The following is an 18784-nucleotide window of genomic DNA, read 5'->3' on the forward strand; positions in this document are numbered from 1 at the left end:
CCCCGTAGCTTCTTGTCGGATGCCGGAACCAGACGTCCCGTGCCGCCGCGTCCCGACCGCGCCGTGTCACCCGTCCTCGGGTCCGTCCTGCTCGTGGCCGTCACCGTCAGCCTCGCCGCCGTCGTCGGGAGTGCCGTCCTGTCCGGGGCCGTCCCTGCGGAGCCACCGCCACGTGCCACACTCGATTGCCGGGCCGACGCCGCCACGGACCGCGTGACCTGTGTCCACGGCGGCGGCGACCGCCTGGATGTGCGGGACCTCGATGTCCACATCACCGTGGACGGCGAGCCGCTGGCCTACCAGCCGCCGGTTCCGTTCTTCGCCGCGCGGGGGTTCCGCGCCGGCCCGACAGGGCCGTTCAACAGCGCTGCCGACCCCTACTGGTCCGCCGGCGAGTCCGCAGCCGTCCGGCTCGCAGGGACGAACCGACCCGGACTCACATCCGACGCCCGGGTGGGAGTCACGGTTACGGCCGGCGACCACGTGGTCGTGCGAGTACACACGACTGCGGGATGATTCGAATATATCCATTTTATGCTCTCAATGTACGACCCTGTGATGTAGCATCTTCAATTAACAAATTATTGGGTGGTGAAGGAAAGTTTTCGCCGATGAATGCCGGTTGTCGGGGCGTCAGTCGTCGGCCGACGCGTCGACGGGGTCGGTCTCGGCGTCGGTGGCGTCCTCGGTCACGTCCGTCTCGGCGCCACCGGGAACGTGGGCGAGGGTCGTGATGGCGATCTCGGGGTTGTAGTCGGGCCCCATCGTGACGTGGTGGAACTCCTCGTAGCCGGCCTCGGCGAACATCCGGTCGGCCTCGGCCTCGTCGTAGAACAGCATGATGGCGTCGGCGAGCTTCTGGAAGACCGACGAGTTGGGGTAGTTCGGGCCGACGACCAGCACCGGGCCGCCCGGCTTCACGACGCGGCGGAACTCCTCCAGCGCGTCGACCGGGTTCGGCCAGTACTCGATGCTCCCCGAGGACCAGAGCGCATCGAACGAGTCGTCCTTGAACGGGAGGCGTTCGGCGTCGCCGCGGTGGAACTTCACCTGGCCGCGCTTGCCGAACTTCGCGTAGGCCTTCTCGAGCTGGTGTTCCGACTGGTCGAGGCCGTAGACGTCCTCCGTGTACTCCAGCAGTCCCTCCGTGGCGAAGCCGGTGCCACAGCCGACGTCCAGCACGCGGTCGCCCTCGTCGACGCCGAACAGCTCCAGCGCCTCGTTGCGCATCTCCTCGTTCCAGATGAACGGGTTGATCTCGTCGTACACCTTCGAGAGGTACTTGTAGAAGAACCGCGCACGCGCCTTGTTCTCGAGGAGTCCCATTACCCTCGTGTTGGGTCCCAGCGGGCATAATTCCCCTGCTTCCGGGGCCGTGCCGGCTCCGACACGGTCGCCCGACCGCGGGAACTAACCCCGCGCCCTGCCACCACCGAGCCATGAGCGAGGACGTGCTGGTCCCGGGCGGGCGCGACGTGCGTGGGACGCTCGACACGCCCGACGGCGAGGCGACGGCCTGCGTCGTCGCGTGTCCGCCGCATCCGCAGTACGGCGGCAAGCGCACCGACGCGCGCCTGCGGGCGCTCTCGGACGCCCTGACGAGCCAGGGTGTCGCCTGTCTCCGGTTCGATTACGGCGACTGGGACGAGGGCCGGGGCGAGCGAACCGACGTACAGCAGGCCTGTCGGTGGGCTCGCGACCGCTTCGGCGACGACCGTGTGGGGCTGTTCGGCTACTCCTTCGGCGGTGCCGTCGCGCTGCTCGCTGCTGCGGCCGACGCCGCCGACGGGCGGGACCTGCAGGCCGTCGTGGCACTCGCGCCGGGCGCCGGCATCACCGGCGGCGTGGAGCGCCCGGTCCCCGAGGCGCTGGGCGACATCGTCGCGCCCGTCCGCATCGTCTACGGGAGCCGGGACACGACCGCGAACTGGGAGCCGGTCGTCGAGCGCGCCCGCGAGCTGGGGCTCGGCCTCGTGGAGATGAGTGCCGACCACCACTTCGTCGGGCAGGCCGACAAGGCCGCGAGCCACGCCGCCGAGTTCCTGCTGGCCCGGCGCTGAGACGTCTCAGGTGCGACTGCCTGACAGACAGAACCGACCCGGGCACGACAGCGCCGGGTTCTGCCCGGACTAAACGGCCGAGTTCTGACCGTACCGGCCCGATTCGACGACGTGGAGTGTCTCTTGGCCGTGATGGTCGGTTCCAGAGCGACCGGGTATCCGGCGGCGTCCGGCGAATCGTCGGGGGCCGTTCAGCATCCTTCATCGCCAAGATATCACAAAAAATATTATTTTTCGTCGGGTTCTCATCCCATGGACTGGAATGGGGAGTACGCGAGGAGTACGATCATCCCGAACTACGGCCTCACGTCGTCGTTCAACGTTTCCTCGTCGGGGAACATCGACTACGAGGTTATCGTCCGTTCGGGGGCGGGTGTCAGCGTGTACATCGTCGATGAGACCGAACTCCAGAACTACCAGCAAGGGTACAATTTCGGTTCGTACACCAATGCGACACACAAGAACGTCACGAGGGTGGAAAACAGCTTCCCAGTCAACCCCGGGAATTACGGTCTGATAATCGAGAACCCTACGATGAGTAACATCGTGGTCGACGTCGCGGCGGACATCCCGGGGATAACCGGCAGTATCCAGTTGTCTTAGGTACCGCCACCTCGACGACCGGGTACGCGGCCCGAGACGGGACTGCGGCTACCAGCTACCGTGCTCCACCCGTGTCCGTATCGTCTTCCGCGCCGCTGCGTTGTCGCACGAGGCACAGGCCGCACACGTCCGGAACCGACACCACTACCCTCCGACCGTCCCGACCGGCGGGTATGACTCTTCGATACGTGACGACCAACCCCGGGAAGGTCCGGGAGGCCGAGGAGTATCTCGACGACGTGTCGGCCCTGGACTACGACTACGCCGAGGTGCAGGCCCCCGAACTGGGGCCCATCGCGGCCCACGGTGCTCGCGAGGCGTATCGCCACGCCGGTGAGCCGGTCATCGTCGACGACGCCGGCCTGTTCGTGGAAGCGCTCGACGGGTTCCCGGGACCGTACTCCTCGTACGTCGAGGGAACGCTCGGCGTGGAGCTGACGGGCCGGGTCGCCCGCGAGGCCGTCGCCGACGGGGAGGTCGCCCGCGCGGCGTTCCGGTGCGTCATCGGCTACTGCGACGGCGACGACTTCGCCGCGACGCCCGACCCCGTCGACCGTGGCGAGCGCCGTGGGCAGGACCTCGCGGCCGAGGACCGCGATACCGCGACCACGGACGCGCAGGTCGCCGGCGCCGACGGGAGCGTCGGCCTCCCCGTGAAGCTGTTCGAGGGCGCCGTTCCGGGCCGAATCGTCGAGCCACGCGGTGACGGCGGGTTCGGCTACGACCCTATCTTCGAGCACGATGGGACGACCTTCGCGGAGATGGACGCGACCGAGAAGAACGCCGTCTCGCACCGGGGGCGGGCGCTCGCGAAGTTCGCCGACTGGTTCGCCGGGCGGTAACTCCGGCCGTTGTCCCCGGGGACGATGGTCGCCCTCAGGTCAGCAACCGGGGTCCGAACACCATCACCAGCAACCCGAGTATCATCACGATACTGACGGTCGTGGTGACGGCGGAGGTGAGCGCCCGGCCGTTCGAGACGGGGAGCCGTGAGACGACGGTCTCGGTCGTCGTCCGGAGGATGTGGCCGCCGTCGAGCGGATACGTGGGGACGCAGTTGAACTGACCGATGATGAGGTTGATCCACGCCGTCCAGAACAGCAGGTTGGCGAGGAAGAAGGCGACCCCGGCACCGAGCAGTCCGAGCGGACCGCTCACGGTGTAGAAGTTCGTGACCGGGCCGACGAAGCCGGCGAAGTTGTAGCCCACCTCCGGGAGGGTGAGCGACGCGAACGGGAGCACCAGCGTGAGGTAGGCCCGTTCGATGCCGCCGAGGTCACCGCCCCCGTCCCCGCCGAGCACCGTCAGGAAGGTGTCTGCGGGATAGACATCGACACCGAAATCGTCGAGGACGAACCCGGAGACGCCGCGCTGGACCCGCACGCCGAGCTGGGCGTCCGACCCGCTGCCGCCGAGGTCTACCTCGACGGTGCGGCGCTCGCCGTCGTAGCCGCCGACGTAGCCCGTCACGGAGACGGTGTCCCCGGGCTGGCGCGCGTCGAGGACGGCGCTGAGGTCGTCGAAGTCGACGGTCCGGTTGCCGTCGATGGCCGTGACGATGACGGTTTCGCCGCCCGAGAGGCCGGTCTGCCCAGCGAGCGCGCCGTCGGGCGCGACGAGGCTGTACGTCCCGATGGGGAGCCGCACCGAGCGGCTCCCACTCTCGTTCCGTACCGTCAGGTCCGCGACGTGGCGGGACTCGACGGCGTCCTCGAAGTCACCGACCGTCGAGACGCGGCTCCCGTTGACGGCGGTGACGGTCTCGTTCACGGCGATTGGGGCGTCTCGGACCGCGACTGTCACGAGCACCTCGCGCTGGACCGTGACCGTCTCGCCGCCCTCGAGTTCGACGGGAACGCTGTCCGCGCGCGACTCGGCGAGGGTGGCCTGCATCGCGTCGGCGTCCGCGACGGGCTCGCCGGCGACGCTCGTGATGACCGTCCCGCGGTCGATGCCGGCGTCCTGGGCGGGCGAGCCCTGGAGCGTGCCGCCGACGGGAACGCCGGCTGCGACGCTGATGCTGCCGGCGACGGGACCGAAGAGGAGGAGGAAGGCGACGACGGAGATCGCGAAGTTGTTGGTGACGCCGGCCGCGAACATCCGGGTCTGCCCGCCCCGGCTCGCCCGGTTCCGGGAGGCTTCGCTCGGCTCGACGAACGCGCCGATGGGGATGAACGCCAGCAGCGCCAGCCCCATCGACTCGATGTCGATGTCCTCGACGCGGCAGAGGAGGCCGTGGCCGCCCTCGTGGACCACGAGGCCGATGAGGAGGCCGGTCAGGATCTCCGGCGCCACGGAGAGCGGGAGGAAGTCGTTGACACCGGGGATGGCGAGGACGTTCTGTGGCTCGTTCAGTGCCGTCGGCGTCGGGTTCTGGATGGCAGAGACGGCCGCGAACGCGACGAGGGCGAACGAGCCGACCATCACGACGAGCGCGATACCGACCCCGAGGTTGCCCCACGCCCGCCAGAACCGTTTGGGCTGTGCCAGCCAGTTCAGGAACGCCTTGCCGCGCTGGGTGTGGATTGTCGTGATGGGTCCGGACACCCGGACGGCCCTGGGGAGCCGGCCCTGCGCCTTCAGGCCCATCGCGACGAGGGTGTAGAGGACGATGCCTCCACCCACTAGCCACAGCGTGCTTACCATTGTCTCCGGGGAGGGTCCTGTGGCTCAAATGGATTCGGGTTGCGGGATTCGGGCACGGTCCCGGGTCAGGCCAGGAAGAAGATGAGACCACTGATGGCCGTCACCGCGAGGATGAACACGGCTGCGAGCGCCCCGCCCATCGATATCATCGCGTTGGCGTGGGAGGCCAGCGTCTCGGTGCGGTCGTTGCCGAAGACGGTCACCTCGGCACGCTCGGTCGCCATCCCGGCCTCGACGGGGGCGATATCGTCGATGGCTTCGCGGGTGACGGCCTCGACGGCCTCGACGAGCGGGGCGGCCTCGATGGCGGTGCCGACCTGATTGACCGCCTCGACCGTGTTGACGATGTGCGTGTCCGTCGTGAGCGCCTCGACATCGCCGATATCGAGTTCGGAGAGGAGGTGCTCGACCAGTCGGTCCCGGAGCCCCGGCTCCATGTTGTTCCCGTCGATGAGCACGTACGCCGTGCGCTGGTCGTCGACCTCGGTGACGGCGACGCGGATACCGAGTGGACCGATGCCGTCCTGTGGGTTCCAGTCGGTCCGGTCCCACGCGACGCCCAGCGAGAGGGGATGGCGCTCGGCGGCCGCGAGGGTCTCGCCCAGCTGGCCGGCCGCCTGTATCATGTCGAACGAGCGCTTCGATCCCGGTGTGATGTGCCCGAGGTCGTCGCCCTCCAGTCCGTTGTTGCAGTTGTGAGCGTCCGCCAGCAGGACGTCATCGAGTCCCCCCGAACGGGCCTCGGCCTGTGCGGAGAGCCCGACCGCGTACTCCACGTCGTCGGCGAAGGCGGGCGCGTAGGTGGCTGTCATGAACGCGTCCTTGCCGAACGCCTGGCCGATGAGCGTCGCCTCGCCGTGGCTGGTCCGGTACGAGCGGGTCGCGTCGGCGGTGTAGTCGATGCGGTCGAACGCGCGGTCGGCGGCGTCGATGATGGTCTCGACCTCGCGTGCGGTGACGAGGTTGAAGTCGTGGCCGGCGGTGGCGTGGGGCGGGAAGGCCAGTCCGTCGGCCTCCTGGGCCACGCGCTCGGGGAGGTTGCCGCCGCCGATCTCCCCCATCGGGCCGGGGTGAATCATCGGCAGGACGAACCGGGCCTTCTCGACGCCGCCGGGCTCGCGGAACGCGAGGACGGTGACGGGGACGACGGCCTCCTCCCCGAGCTGCTCGAAGAACTCCTCGAGTTCGTCTGTTCCCTCGGCGATGTGGCCGACGAATCCACGGAGGAAGTCCAGCACCGAGACGCCGAGCGAGTTGCGCCACGGGCGGTCGATGACCAGCAGGAAGGCGTAGACTGAGCCGACGTAGAGTACACAGGTGATAGCCAGCAGGACGAACGTCTCCGGGCCGACGACGGTGATCTCACTCGGTGCCTGGTCCGCGCGGTTGAGGAAGACCTGCGTCAGCGGCCCGCCGACCTCGAACAGGCGGATGGTCCCACTGTAGATGAACAGGAGGGCGGCGGCGGCGACCGTCTGGATGCTGGCCGGGACGATGGCGGCGGCCAGGGATTCGTGGGAGACGGCCATGATGACGAGTAGCCGGAGCGCGAAGATGCTGGCCAGCGCCGCCACGAGCGCGTCGAAGACGAACTGCTGTCCCAGCGGTGTCAGGACCGCGACGGCGCCGGCAGCCGTCAGGACGACGACGACGACGAGTTCGCAGGTGAGTGCCAGCAGCGAGGCCCGGTTGGGCGTGAGGTGGCCACCGAACAGCCGGTCGACGGGGGGCGTGACGAGTGACGCTACCACCGTCGGGACACCGATGTAGAAGATGCCCTCCCAGGCGTCCTCGAGGACGAACTGGGACTCGAAGGCGGCTACGCCCGCGAACGCGGCGATGAGGAGCGCGAAGGCGATGCTGGAGTACCAGCTCGGCGCCCGGAAGATGAACCGCGACAGCGAGGCGAGGTCGCCCTGTGTGTTGCTCATGGGGGGTTTGCCGGTGGGTGTTACGCTGAAATTCCCGCGCGCCGACATAAATCGGTCGCGCGCGTCCGACGGCTGACGGACGAGAACAGGCGTGTGTGTAGTGCTAACGCCTGTCGCAGAGCGTCCGGAAGTTCTCGAATACCTCTTCGCCCCGTTCGGTGTGGGCGACCTCGGGGTGCCACTGGACGCCGTAGAGGTCGCGCTCGGTGTCGCTCATCGCCTCGACGCCGCAGACGTCGCTCTCCGCCGTGCGGGTGAAGCCGCCGGGGACGCGCTTGACCTCGTCGGCGTGGCTGGCCCACACCCGCGTCTCGGGGGCCAGCGAGCCGACGAGCGGGTCGTCCTCGTCGTCGATGCGGACGGTCACGTCGGCGTAGCCGCCGTAGTCACCGGCCCCGACCTCGCCGCCGAGTTCGTCGGCGATGAGTTGCATCCCCAGACAGATGCCGAACACCGGGATGTCGAGGTCGAGGTAGTCGGGTGCGCGACCGACGCGGTCCATGTCGGGGCCGCCCGAGAGCACGATGCCGTCGGCGTCGACCTCGTCGGGCGGGGTCTCGTTGTCGACGATGTCCGTGTCGACACCGATGTCGCGGAGTGCCCGCTGCTCCAGATGGGTGAACTGTCCGTGGTTGTCCACCACGACGATACGGGTCATTACTGCCTGTTCTCTCGTGGACGGGTATAAGCCTCCTGAAACGGCGTACGTGCGAGAAACGGCTCGTTCAGGTTCGCTCCTGCGGGACCGCCGCTCCGAGAGGTCAGAGCACGGTCGGGTCGAACCGCTCGTTGCGGCCCACCCACTCCTCAACCTCACGTGACGCGCGCGTGTCGAGGTACACCTCCACCCCGTTGCCTGCGGGGTCGTCGAAGTAGAGGGCCTTCGAGATGCCGTGGTCGACCGGTGCCACCTCGACGCCGCGGTCGTGGAGCCGCTCGTAGGTCTCGCGCAGTGCGGTGCCGTCGGACACCTCCCACGCCGAGTGATAGAGACCGACGCCGGGGCCGGGTCCGGCAGCGCCCTCGCCGAGTCCCTGTAGCGCGAGGTCGTGGTGGTGTGCGCCGAACGAGAGGAAGGCGAAGTTGCCGTGCCGTTCGGCCACGTCGAGGCCGAGCACGTCGCGGTAGAACTCGATGGCCCGGTCCACGTCGCGGACCTTCAGGTGGACGTGGCCGAGGTGTGGGTCGCTGGTCATACCTCACAGAGCGCGTCTGGCGACAAAAGTACAGGAGCGACCCCGCTGTCAGCTGCTGTCGTCGGTGTCACCGGGGTCGAACCGCTCGGCGGCCGTCTCGAAGCCGGTCTCGGCCTGCTCGCGGGCGCGGCGTTCCTCCTTCGCGGCGATGGCCTCCGGGTCCGGCGCGGCGTCGTCGTCGACCCGGGCCCACGACTGGTGGACCTTCGCGTGACACCATCTACAGAGGTAGACGGTTATCTCGTGGGCCATGTCCGCTTCGGGCTCGCCACGGTACGAGAGGTGGTGCTCCTCGAGCAGCGGCCGGGTGTCGCGCGCCTCCACGTTGGCCAGGCGGACCTCCTCCAGTCCGCACCGGATACACTCTCGCGAGCGCTGGCGCGCCCGGAAGTGCGGGCAGTCGGCCCAGTCCCACGCGCCATCAGGGTCGGCGGCCGGGCACCGGAGGTCGTCGGCCCGGCGCTCGGCGGCGAACTCCGGGTCGTGCTGGGCGTACTCGGCGGCGTACCGACACCGCCCGTCGTCGGTCAGGTGGTCGCAGCGCTCGACGTGTTCGTACGGGTCGTCCACGCCGACGGAAGTTCCTGACGGGGTCTTCATCGTGTTCTGGTTCGGTGGGCGCTGGTCGTTTCTGGGGCGGTGTCGGGTTTCAATCTTCGTCCGCGGCTGTGTGGTCATGTGATTGCTGCTGTCGGTGACTGCAACGACGGCGGAGCTTCCTACGAAGCCCTCGCCCTTCGATTCCACCAGGGCCGCATGTTTGTCAGTCGGTAGCCGTGAGCCTCACGCCTCCCCAACCAACTGCGCTTCTCGCTCCCCGCGGTCGCTGTCTCCGAAAATCAGAGATTTTCGGGATGACGAGAGAGCGCCGCTCTCTCGAACCACGATGCTCGCCCCTCGCGCGTGTATAGGCGGCCGGCCTTCGGCACAGCCGCCAGCGCGCGCCCAGTTGACTGACAGCCGTAGGCGTCGCCCCCAAATTAGTCGTGAATCGCCACTGTATTTCGAAAATTCAGGCTACTCTGCGATAATCAGGCCAGTTCGCGGTCGATAACCGACCGCAGTTCGCGAATCTCCTCGACACCCACCGACACCGACTCACCGCCGGCAGCGACGGATAGCGACCCGTCGCTCGTACTCGCGCCGACCTCGTGGACGGGCGCGACGCCGTCGAACGCCTCGCGAACGGCCTCGGGGTCGGTCGTCTCGACGACGGCGCGGCCCACTCGCTCGTTGAACAGCAGGTGCGCCGCGTCCCCGTTACCGAGGTCGATGTCCGCACCGGCCGCGTCGGTCACCATCTCGGCCAGCGACACTGCCAGCCCGCCGTGGCTCACGTCGTGGACGGCGTGGGTGGCGTCGTGGTCGGCCACGCCCGCGAGCGCGCGGACGAACTCGGTGCCGTTCTCGGGTGGCGTGGGGAACACGTCGCTTCCGCCGTGCTGGGCGAGGTACTCCGAGCCGCCCAGCGGGACGGCCTCTCCGTCGAGCACGGGGTCACCGACCACGAGCACCGTCCCCTCGCCGGCGAATGCAGCGGGCGGGGCGTCGTAACCGGGCTTCGTGCCGACCATCGCCAGCGTCGGCGTCGGCGGGACCGGGCCCGCCTCGGAGTCGTTGTAGAGCGAGACGTTGCCGCCGACGACCGGCACGTCGAGGCCGGCACACTCGTCGGCGAGGCCGTCGACGATGCCGCGGAAACCGCCGTACACGTCGGGCTTCTCCGGGTTGCCACCGTTGAGGCAGTCCACGGCCGCGAGCGGGTGCGCACCCTTCGCGGCGATGTTGGTGGCGTTCTCCAGGGCGACCGCACGGGCACCCTCGTAGGGTGCGGCGTCCGTCCAGTTGGGGTCCGCGCCGGCGGAGAGCGCGAGGCCGGTGCCGGGTGCGGCGTCGACGGGCGCCGACTCACGCACTGCAACGAGCGCCGCGTCGTCACCGGGCCGGAGCGCGGTACGGGTACCGACCTCGTGGTCGTACTGCCGGTAGACCCACTCCTTGGAGGCGGTGTTGGGCGAACCGACGACGGCCTCGAAGGCCGCGTCGAGGGCCGGGGACGGGAGGTCCGTCGCCGGCTGTTCGGGCTCGACGTGGTCGAGGTCGTTCATGGGCGCGCCGTCGGCGAGGAACTCCGCGGGCGCGTCGACGACCGTCTCGCCCTCGAACGTGCAGACGTAGCGGTCCTCGGTCACCTCGCCGATGACCGAGCAGCCGAGGTCGTACTTCTCGGCGATGTCGCGCACGGCGTCGACCTCCTCGGGGCGGACCTCGTAGCACATCCGCTCCTGGGACTCGGCGAGGAGAATCTCCAGCGCGTTCATCTTCGGCTCGCGCTGGTGGACACGCTCGAGTTCGATCTCGGCCCCGAGGCCGCCCTTCGCGATCATCTCCGAGGACGCGCCGCCCAGCCCGGCCGCGCCGAGGTCGCGCGCCGCGCGCACGAGGTCGTTGTCGACGAGTTCCTCGTTGGCCTCGATGAGGAGCTTCTCCGTGTACGGGTCGCCCACCTGGACGGCGGGGCGGTCCTCCGTCTCGGCGTCCTCTGCGAGGTCCTCGGAGGCGAAGGAGGCGCCGCCGAGCCCGTCCCGGCCGGTTCCGTTCCCGACGAGGACGAGCTTGTTCCCGGTCTCCTGCACGGCGGCCGTGACCAGACGCTCCTCGTCCAGCAGGCCGACGCAGGCGACGTTGACGAGCGGGTTCCCCTCGTAGTGGTCGTGGAAGGCGACCGAGCCCGAGACCGTCGGGACACCGATGCAGTTGCCGTAGTGGGAGATGCCCTCGACGACACCCTCGAACAGGTAGCGCGAGTGCTCGCGGTCGAAGTCGCCGAAGTACAGCGAGTCGGCCAGCGCGATGGGGTAGGCGCCCATCGACATCGTGTCCCGGACGATGCCGCCGACGCCCGTCGCGGCGCCGTCGAACGGGTCGACGTAGGAGGGGTGGTTGTGCGACTCGACGCCCATCGTGATGTAGGTGTCCGAGTAGCGGGTCTCCGCGTCGTCCTCGGTGCCGGGGACGGGGAGCGCCACGACGGCGGCGTCGTCGCCCGGGCCGACGACGACCTGCGGGCCCTCGGAGTCGAACGCCGAGAGCAACGGCTGTGAGGAGCGGTAGGCGCAGTGCTCGCTCCAGAGGTTCTCGAAGAGCGCTTCCTCGGCTGGCGTAGGGTCCCGACCCAGCTCCTCGGTGACGAGTTCGCGGTCCGAGGGTGCAAGCGGCATACCGGCGGGTCCGGCGTGCCCGTGGAAAGCGCTTTCCATCCCCGGGACGGTCGGCACGCCTCCCCACGCGGTTCGAACGTCCAGCCGTCGAGTCGTCGGTCTGTACCCGGGCGACCGATTTACCCCGCCGCAGTCCGTGTGTCCGGCCGTGTTCCGGGGGTTCGTGGTCGCCGTGCTGGTCGTTCTCGCCGGCTGCAGCGGCTTCGCCGGCGCCCCGTCGGGCGGCTCACCCACCGACACCCTCACGCCGGTGCCGGTTCCCGAGGCCGACCGGCAGACGCGCGCCCCGGCCGCACGCTCGACAGGCACGGCCGACCGGCGACTCGTCCCCGGCGTGACGACCGAGCGCCTCGTCGACCCGTTCGCACTCGTCGACGCACACCTCGTCGGCATCACCGCTGCGTCCTACCGCGCTCGACAGACGACGACCGTCCGCTACCCGAACGGGACGCTCCGGACCCGCGAGGTGACGACCGCACAGGTCGGCTCTGGCGCGGAGCGCTACCAGCTCTCGAACGAGGTGACTGGCCCCTCGGCCGCGAGCGTCCGGGCGCCGCCCGGCCGGTTCGATATCTGGACCGACGGGGACCGGTTCCTCTCGCGGTTCCGGCCACACGATGGCGCGCCCGAGTACGCGCGCATCGCCCCCGACCGCTATCTGGCCCAGCGGGAGTACTACAGCCCGCCGCCGAACCGTGGGGAGTTGCTGGCGCTGTTCTCGGCCTTCGAGATGCGTCCGGTCGAGCGCCGGTCGCGGCGTTCCTCCATGCCCACCGTAGCGCCCGGAACGCGCGATTCGCGCGGGGGAACGGCCACGGCGAGCGGGACTCCCCGGCCGGTTCCGGTCCGCGGGACCCGGTCCACGCCGTCCGTGGACGGAACACTCGTCGGCTACCGGCTGGTCGACACCGCGTTCACCGGTCCCTCCGCACTCGAGACGGTCGGGCCGGGGACCGACCCACGGAACGCGAGCCTCGCGGTCTTCGTCGACACGCGCGGGCGCATCCGCAGGTACGACCTCCAGTACACCGCTGTCGTCGCTGGCGAGCGGGTGCGGGTGACCAAGCAGGGCCGCTACGAGGTCGGCGGGGTCCGGGTCGGTCGGCCCGACTGGTACGGCGCGGCGCTCGCGGCCACGAACGCGACGGTCACGCCGACGCCTCCCGGGCCACGGTGACCCACGGACCACGACCCGCCCACGGCCGACCGAGCGGGGTGACCGGGCGTGGACTGCCCGGACACCGGCGTGCTTTTGGCCCGGTCGCCCGAACGGTGGAGCGTGCTGTCGGTCGAGTTCCATTCCCACTCGTCGCTGTCGTACGACGGGCATGACCCGGTCGAGCTCCTCCTCGGCCAGGCCGAGGCCGTCGGACTGGACGCGCTCGCCGTGACCGACCACGACGAGATCGATGCTTCCCTTCGCGCTGCGGACCTCGCGCCCGAGTACGACCTCGTGGGGATTCCCGGGATGGAGATCACCTCCGAGGCCGGTCACGTGCTCGGACTCGGCGTCGAGGAGGCCGTCCCGCCCGGGCTCTCCTACGACGAGACGCTCGACCGAATCCACGCCCAGGGCGGTATCGCGGTCGTGCCCCACCCCTTCCAGAAGTCCCGGCACGGGGTCGCCGCCCACATCACGCGTGGCCAGCTCTCGAGCGCGGACGCCATCGAGGTGTACAACTCCCGGCTCCTCACCGGCCGGTCGAACCGCCGGGCCGAGCGTTTCGCCCGGGAACACGGCCTCCCGATGACCGCCGGGAGCGACGCCCACATCAGCGAGATGGTCGGGCAGGCCGTCACCGAGGTCGACACGACCCACGAGGACGTGACCAGCATCCTCGACGCGGTCCGCGAGGGCCGGACGACCGTTGTCGGCAAACGCACGCCCTGGCGCGTCAGCTTCCGGCAGTTCGGCGGCGGCATCCTCCGCCGGGCGAGACAGGCCATGCTGGCCCCGTTCTGATGCTGCCCGACTCGTCGTCGATGCAGGGCTTCGACGCCGACCTCGTGGCGCGAGCGCTCCGCGAGGATGACCCGCTCCCCGGTACCCACGGGTTCGCGGGGACGCTCCCCGATGGACGTCCCGTCCGGGACGTACTCGGCCGCTATCCGCTGTTCACCGAGCGTGACGACCACGAGGTGGCCAGCGCCGACCCGGCGGCTCTCGACACGCCGGTCCGGCTCCCCGCGGGCACGGTCCGCTCGGCCGACGGCGACGAGCGGGGCTGGTCGCTTCCCGACCCACCCCCGACTCCCGACGGCCGCCGGGCCGTGCGGGATGTTCGGGACGCCATCGCCGAGAGCGTCGCCGCCGTGCCGTCGGGCCGGGACGACCTCGCGGTCGCGTTCTCCGGCGGCGTCGACTCGGCCGTCGTGGCCGCGGGGTTCCCGCGGGCGCCACTCTACGTCGCGGGCGTCCCGGGGAGTCCGGATATCGAGGCCGCACGGGAAGCCGCTCGCCTCTGTGACCGTGCGGACGACCTCACCGTCGTCGAACTCGACCACGCCGCCATCCGCGACCACGCCGTCTCCGTCGCCCGCGCGACCGGGCGGACGAACGCCATGGACGTGGCCATCGCGGTGCCGCTGGTCGCGGTCGCGCGTCGCGCATGCGAGGATGGGTACGGACGACTGGCCGTGGGGCAGGGTGCCGACGAACTGTTCGGCGGCTACGACAAGGTCGCACGGGCTCCGGAGGACCCGCGTCTCTCGGCAGGTACCGTCCGAGATGCAGTCCGCGAGGTCGTCACCGGGTTGCCCGACCAGCTGGAGCGGGATGTCCTCGCGCTACGGGCGGCGGGCGCCGAACCTGTCGCACCGCTACTCCACGACGCGGTGGTCCGTGCCGCCCTCGGATTGCCCGAGCGACTGCTGGTGAGCGAGCGTGGCGAGCGGAAGGTCGCCCTCCGGCGGGCGGCGCGTTCGCTCGTCCCCGACCGCGTCGCGTTCCGCGGGAAGCGAGCGGCCCAGTACGGGAGCCGGGTTGCCCGTGAACTCGACCGGCTGGCCCGCGAGGCCGGGTTCGAACGCTCCGAGGGGGCACACGTGGCACGGTTCGTCGGTGACCGGGCCGGTAGTGTCCCGGATATCCGTCGCCCGTCGCGTTCGGATTGAGGCGTCGCGCGGGGGTCCGTGGCCGCCTGTCTGCCGCATGTTCGACACCCGGCAGACGACCGTCGTTCGATAGTCATCCATCCGGCGAGCATCGGGGTAAATGCTTTCCGGCCGAATCCGGGGCCCACAGCGCGTGTGAAGCGGTGTCGCGACTCATGTTTGACCAGAAAGCATTTATTATACCCGCGGCTTGTTCTGGCCGTACCCCTACCCATGGTGACAGCACGGAGTACCCCGCTCGGGTCTGTGCACGAGGCGAACGGCGCCGGCGTGCCCCGGGTTGCGGTGGAAACTGTTGTTGCCGATTGCGGTTGCGAGAAATACCAAACATGACAGGAACACACGAGAAACTCCGCGGCATCACCCTTGCCGTCCTGATGGTCGTGTCCGTCTTCGCGGGCACGATTGCGCTCTCAGGATCGGCGGTTGCCCTTCAGAGTGGCAACTTCGACAACGGGAATGCCAATGCGGAGCAGACGAGCGAGCTGATTGCACAGGCAACTTGGGAGTCCACTGATAACAATGGCTTCCAGGAGTATCAGGTTGACTTCAGCGGTGCCAGTGGCTTCGACGGCGACTTCGGTCGCGTCGACGACGCTGAGGTCGAAATCGTCGTCTACGACGCGACGGTCGCCCCTGGCAACATCAAGGCTACGTCCGCTGACGATGGCGGTACGTACGACCCTGCTGGAGCCACCGACCTCGACGAGGCCACGGTCAGTGGTCTCTCGAACGAGGGCGACACCATCAAGGTCGGCCTCCCGAGTGCGTACAACAACCTCGACGCGGACGACATCATCGAACTGCGTATCGCGGATAACCAGTTCCAGAACCCGTCCACGCAGGGTACGTACGAGGGCACAATCGACCTCGACCCCCAGAGCAGCAGCGCCTTCGACGAGGTGACGGCTGATCTGGACGTTGACGAGGAGACCGACTCGGTCAGCGGTGACGATGAAGCCGCCGCGCCCGGCACTGGCGCTGACGATGTCTGGGACGACCAGGCGACTCGGTACCAGGGTCAGGACCTCTTCTTCGCAGTGACTTCCAGCTACGAAGAGGGTCAGAGCAGCCCCGAGGGCGGCTCTATCGACTACCAGCTCCGGTCGGTCAGCGGCTTCGACTCGACCACCGGTGGCTACGACTCCAGTTCGCTCGAGCGTGACATCACGCTCGATACGGACGGTCCCAGTGCCCCGGACGGCTCCGGCATCAGCTCGGGCGACTACTCCGCCTCGACGCTGATCGACACGTCGGACCTGGAGGGCAACTACGTCATCACCGACGGTCAGGGCAACTACGTCGAGACCGAAGGAACGGCCGGCATCGTGGACGCGAACGCTGACTTCATCACCCAGACCGAAGCGTCGAGCAGCGGCGCCGGTGAGGGTGACCAATCCACCGAGATCGTCGTCCAGACGCTCGACACGGAGTTCGACGAGGACTCCGTCGCATCCGGTGACACCGTCGACATCGACTTCGACTCGCCGGTCCGCTCCGGCTACCAGGTTGAGGTCGAGGCAGACGGCCTCGATCAGGACGACCTGTTCCGCATCTTCGACGGCAGCGGTGTGGCCGACCTCGAGCCCGACAGTGACTCCACTGACGGGACCGAGTCCGTCCGCGACGAGAACATCACGTTCACCGTCACGGACACCGACTTCACGGCCGAGGCTGACTTCTCGGAGATCGACACCGGTGACTACGACTTCACGTTCAACGTCACCGACTCGTCCGCTCAGGACACGGCCTCCATCACGGTCAACGAGGAGGACGACATCGACGCCACATTCGCTCGCAACGCCATCGTGCAGCAGCGCGGTGACGTCGTGGGCGTCAGCGTCGCACTCGAGGAGACCGACACGGTCACCGTCGTGTTCGGTAACAGCTCGGACGTCAACTTCGAGCAGAAGGTCCGCATCCGTGACGACGACGACAACGACCGCGTCAACTTCAGCTTCAACACCTACCTCGCTGGTGGTGTCGCTGACCAGGACGCATCGGCTGCGTTCAACACCGAGGATGACCTCATCGTCGGTGCCACGATCGCCGACGGTGTGCCGGACGACGAGCCGCTCGAGGCCGGCGACTACGACCTCTCGGCTCGCGTCGACACTGACGGCGACAGCTCCACGCCGCCCGTGGAGCAGGACCTTTCGGTCCTGACGCTCGAAGAGCGCAGCACCGACAGCGCGGCGGTCTACTCCGCCCCGACCGGTGCTGCTGGCAGCTACGACGACGCTGAGGACCTGCGCAGCGATATCGTGCAGTCCGACGCTGTCGCGCAGAACGACCTCGTCGTTCTGCAGGCGAACGTCTCCGGCGTCTTCGGCTACCCCAACGACGCTGGTGACGACTACCTCGGTAACGAGGACTCCGCCCCGTTCGGTGACTACCTCAAGCAGGGCGACGAGAGCGACGAGCTCTCGTACACTGCTAGCGAGCTGAGCCGCCTCGGTGTGTCCCTCGCGCTGCAGGAAGAGGGCCCCAACGCCGACGCGGACAGTCTGAACATCGGCGGTGCGACCGTCTACCCGGACCAGGATAACGACACGATGTACATCGTGTTCGACTCCCGGGAAATCAACCTCGAGGACGGTGAGACGTACAACGCGTCGTTCGCCGTCCCGGAGGACAACTTCTACGTCGATGACGACGACTCCGGTGAGGACGAGGCGGAGGTCGTCTCCGACACGTTCGAGTACGAAGAGCGCGAGCTCACCTTCGACACGAACGAGCAGGGCATCATCACGGTCGAGGCCGCGGAAGGTCAGACCATCACTGGAACGACCAACCTCGCTCCGAACACCGAGATCACCGTCCGTGCCCGTGCCAGCGGTGAGGGTGCGTTCCTGAAGACGGCCGATGTCGATGTCCTGGCGGACGGTACGTTCAACGCGACGCTCGACTTCTCGGACGTCCCGTCGAACACTAGCTTCACCGCGACCGTCCCGGGCCAGGGTCTCGAGGACAACGCCGAGACGCCCGGCCAGGTTGGTTCGGCCCAGGTCGGCGCTGCGACGTTCAGCAACCAGACCTTCACGGGTCAGGCGACGAGCGTCAACGTCGAGAGCGTCACCGTCTCCGAGGGTGGCTTCGTGACGATCCACGACTCCACGCTCGTCTCTGACGGTGCCGTCTTCGACTCCGTCCGTGGCACCTCCGAGTACCTCGAGGAAGGTACGACCGAGAACGTCACGGTCGAGCTCGACTCGCCGATCGCTCCGTCCGGGTCCGGCACGTACTACGCGATGCCGCACCTGGACTCCGACGGTGACGAGACCTACGACTTCGTCACGAGTGAGGGCGCCGACGACGGCCCCTACGTGGACGGCGAGGGTAACCCCGTCACCGACGCCGCGACCATCACGGTCGAGCGCGTCGCTACGGTCACCCTCAACGACCAGACCACCAGCGGTGACAACGTGCTCGTCGAGAGCGCGCGTCTCCCCGACGGTGGCTTCGTGACCATCCACGACGCCACGGTGTCCGACGATCCGTTCGGCTCCGTGCGTGGCACGTCCGCCTACCTCGACAGCGGGACCAGCGCCGACATCAACGTCAGCCTGGACACCCCGGTCGAGGAGAGCGGGCAGTTCTTCGCCATGCCGCACCGTGACACGGACGGCGACGAGACGTACGACTTCGTCTCGTCCAACGGCGACGACGACGGTCCGTACCTGAACGCGGACGGTCAGATCGTCCTCGACAGCGGGCAGATCTCGCTCGCTGGCGAGATGACTCCGACGCCGACCGAGGCCGACGAGCCGACTCCGACGCCGACCGAGGCAGACGAGCCGACGCCGACCGATGGTGAGGAGACGACGACCACGAGCAGCGACGGTCAGCCCGGCTTCGGCCTGGCTGTCTCGCTGATCGCGCTCGTCGGTGCCGCCCTCATCGCGCTCCGCCGTCGCGACTAACACACGGAACCCTCACGGGTTCTCGAACTGACTTCGCGGTTCCATTCTTTCGCGCGCCACACGACGACGGAGAGACATCTGTCTCCGTGC

Annotated in this window: 15 protein-coding genes; 8 read left to right on the forward strand and 7 right to left on the reverse strand. The window is 68.7% G+C overall.

Translation table 11 applies throughout. From position 1 onward, the window contains the following. Positions 1-39 precede the first annotated feature (39 nt). Positions 40-516, forward strand: coding sequence for an archaellin/type IV pilin N-terminal domain-containing protein (locus tag NL115_RS12695; protein WP_254829728.1), 477 nt, complete (start codon positions 40-42; stop codon positions 514-516). Between the two features lie 117 nt (positions 517-633). Here the strand turns inward: NL115_RS12695 and NL115_RS12700 are convergent, their stop codons facing one another. Next, complete coding sequence (locus NL115_RS12700) at positions 634-1326, reverse strand: methyltransferase domain-containing protein (protein ID WP_254829729.1); 693 nt, start codon at positions 1324-1326, stop codon at positions 634-636. Between the two features lie 113 nt (positions 1327-1439). On the opposite strand from NL115_RS12700, the gene NL115_RS12705 reads away from it, so the two are divergent. The 3 genes from NL115_RS12705 (at position 1440) to NL115_RS12715 (ending at position 3505) form a co-directional block, all read left to right on the forward strand. Beyond that, entirely contained in the window at positions 1440-2060 is a 621-nt protein-coding gene (locus NL115_RS12705) for an alpha/beta hydrolase (RefSeq protein ID WP_254829730.1), read from the forward strand. A gap of 252 nt (positions 2061-2312) precedes the next feature. Continuing rightward, positions 2313-2663, forward strand: a complete 351-nt coding sequence (locus NL115_RS12710) for a hypothetical protein (protein WP_254829731.1) — start codon at positions 2313-2315, stop codon at positions 2661-2663. A gap of 173 nt (positions 2664-2836) precedes the next feature. Next, entirely contained in the window at positions 2837-3505 is a 669-nt protein-coding gene (locus NL115_RS12715) for a non-canonical purine NTP pyrophosphatase (RefSeq protein ID WP_254829732.1), read from the forward strand. A 34-nt stretch (positions 3506-3539) separates the two neighbouring features. Here NL115_RS12715 and NL115_RS12720 read toward each other — a convergent pair whose 3' ends face one another. From NL115_RS12720 to purL, 6 genes are all read right to left on the reverse strand, one after another. Further along, on the reverse strand, positions 3540-5309 hold the full coding sequence (locus tag NL115_RS12720; RefSeq protein ID WP_254829733.1) for a site-2 protease family protein: 1770 nt from the start codon (positions 5307-5309) through the stop codon (positions 3540-3542). A 65-nt stretch (positions 5310-5374) separates the two neighbouring features. After that, on the reverse strand, positions 5375-7240 hold the full coding sequence (locus tag NL115_RS12725) for a DUF2070 family protein (protein ID WP_254829734.1): 1866 nt from the start codon (positions 7238-7240) through the stop codon (positions 5375-5377). Positions 7241-7343: 103 nt separating this feature from the next. Then, positions 7344-7898 carry a GMP synthase subunit A gene (locus NL115_RS12730; protein ID WP_254829735.1) on the reverse strand — a complete coding sequence of 185 codons (555 nt, stop codon included), beginning with the start codon at positions 7896-7898 and terminating at the stop codon, positions 7344-7346. Positions 7899-8001: 103 nt separating this feature from the next. Next, positions 8002-8436 (reverse strand): VOC family protein, encoded by a 435-nt coding sequence (locus NL115_RS12735; RefSeq protein WP_254829736.1) that lies wholly within the window; start codon positions 8434-8436, stop codon positions 8002-8004. Between the two features lie 48 nt (positions 8437-8484). Then, entirely contained in the window at positions 8485-9036 is a 552-nt protein-coding gene (locus tag NL115_RS12740) for a DUF7097 family protein (protein ID WP_254829737.1), read from the reverse strand. 431 nt (positions 9037-9467) lie between these two features. Then, positions 9468-11657 carry a phosphoribosylformylglycinamidine synthase subunit PurL gene (gene purL, locus NL115_RS12745; RefSeq protein ID WP_254829738.1) on the reverse strand — a complete coding sequence of 730 codons (2190 nt, stop codon included), beginning with the start codon at positions 11655-11657 and terminating at the stop codon, positions 9468-9470. A 148-nt stretch (positions 11658-11805) separates the two neighbouring features. Between purL and NL115_RS12750 the strand changes: the two genes are divergently transcribed. From NL115_RS12750 to NL115_RS12765, 4 genes are all read left to right on the forward strand, one after another. After that, positions 11806-12834 carry a hypothetical protein gene (locus NL115_RS12750; protein WP_254829739.1) on the forward strand — a complete coding sequence of 343 codons (1029 nt, stop codon included), beginning with the start codon at positions 11806-11808 and terminating at the stop codon, positions 12832-12834. A 102-nt stretch (positions 12835-12936) separates the two neighbouring features. Beyond that, complete coding sequence (locus NL115_RS12755) at positions 12937-13620, forward strand: PHP domain-containing protein (protein ID WP_254833088.1); 684 nt, start codon at positions 12937-12939, stop codon at positions 13618-13620. A 20-nt stretch (positions 13621-13640) separates the two neighbouring features. Then, entirely contained in the window at positions 13641-14771 is a 1131-nt protein-coding gene (locus NL115_RS12760) for an asparagine synthase C-terminal domain-containing protein (RefSeq protein WP_254833089.1), read from the forward strand. A gap of 329 nt (positions 14772-15100) precedes the next feature. Continuing rightward, on the forward strand, positions 15101-18694 hold the full coding sequence (locus NL115_RS12765; protein WP_254829740.1) for a DUF7282 domain-containing protein: 3594 nt from the start codon (positions 15101-15103) through the stop codon (positions 18692-18694). Positions 18695-18784: the final 90 nt, after the last annotated feature.

The sequence above is a fragment of the Haloglomus salinum genome (assembly GCF_024298825.1).
Taxonomy (GTDB): domain Archaea; phylum Halobacteriota; class Halobacteria; order Halobacteriales; family Haloarculaceae; genus Haloglomus; species Haloglomus salinum.

What these genes read in the sequence shown, in the direction of transcription:
- NL115_RS12700 (WP_254829729.1), bottom strand. Translation starts at nt 1,326, where the DNA reads ATGGGACTCCTCGAGAACAAGGCGCGTGCGCGGTTCTTCTACAAGTAC.
- NL115_RS12705 (WP_254829730.1), top strand. Translation starts at nt 1,440, where the DNA reads ATGAGCGAGGACGTGCTGGTCCCGGGCGGGCGCGACGTGCGTGGGACG.
- NL115_RS12710 (WP_254829731.1), top strand. Translation starts at nt 2,313, where the DNA reads ATGGACTGGAATGGGGAGTACGCGAGGAGTACGATCATCCCGAACTAC.
- NL115_RS12715 (WP_254829732.1), top strand. Translation starts at nt 2,837, where the DNA reads ATGACTCTTCGATACGTGACGACCAACCCCGGGAAGGTCCGGGAGGCC.
- NL115_RS12720 (WP_254829733.1), bottom strand. Translation starts at nt 5,309, where the DNA reads ATGGTAAGCACGCTGTGGCTAGTGGGTGGAGGCATCGTCCTCTACACC.
- NL115_RS12725 (WP_254829734.1), bottom strand. Translation starts at nt 7,240, where the DNA reads ATGAGCAACACACAGGGCGACCTCGCCTCGCTGTCGCGGTTCATCTTC.
- NL115_RS12730 (WP_254829735.1), bottom strand. Translation starts at nt 7,898, where the DNA reads ATGACCCGTATCGTCGTGGTGGACAACCACGGACAGTTCACCCATCTG.
- NL115_RS12735 (WP_254829736.1), bottom strand. Translation starts at nt 8,436, where the DNA reads ATGACCAGCGACCCACACCTCGGCCACGTCCACCTGAAGGTCCGCGAC.
- NL115_RS12740 (WP_254829737.1), bottom strand. Translation starts at nt 9,036, where the DNA reads ATGAAGACCCCGTCAGGAACTTCCGTCGGCGTGGACGACCCGTACGAA.
- purL (WP_254829738.1), bottom strand. Translation starts at nt 11,657, where the DNA reads ATGCCGCTTGCACCCTCGGACCGCGAACTCGTCACCGAGGAGCTGGGT.
- NL115_RS12760 (WP_254833089.1), top strand. Translation starts at nt 13,641, where the DNA reads ATGCAGGGCTTCGACGCCGACCTCGTGGCGCGAGCGCTCCGCGAGGAT.
- NL115_RS12765 (WP_254829740.1), top strand. Translation starts at nt 15,101, where the DNA reads ATGACAGGAACACACGAGAAACTCCGCGGCATCACCCTTGCCGTCCTG.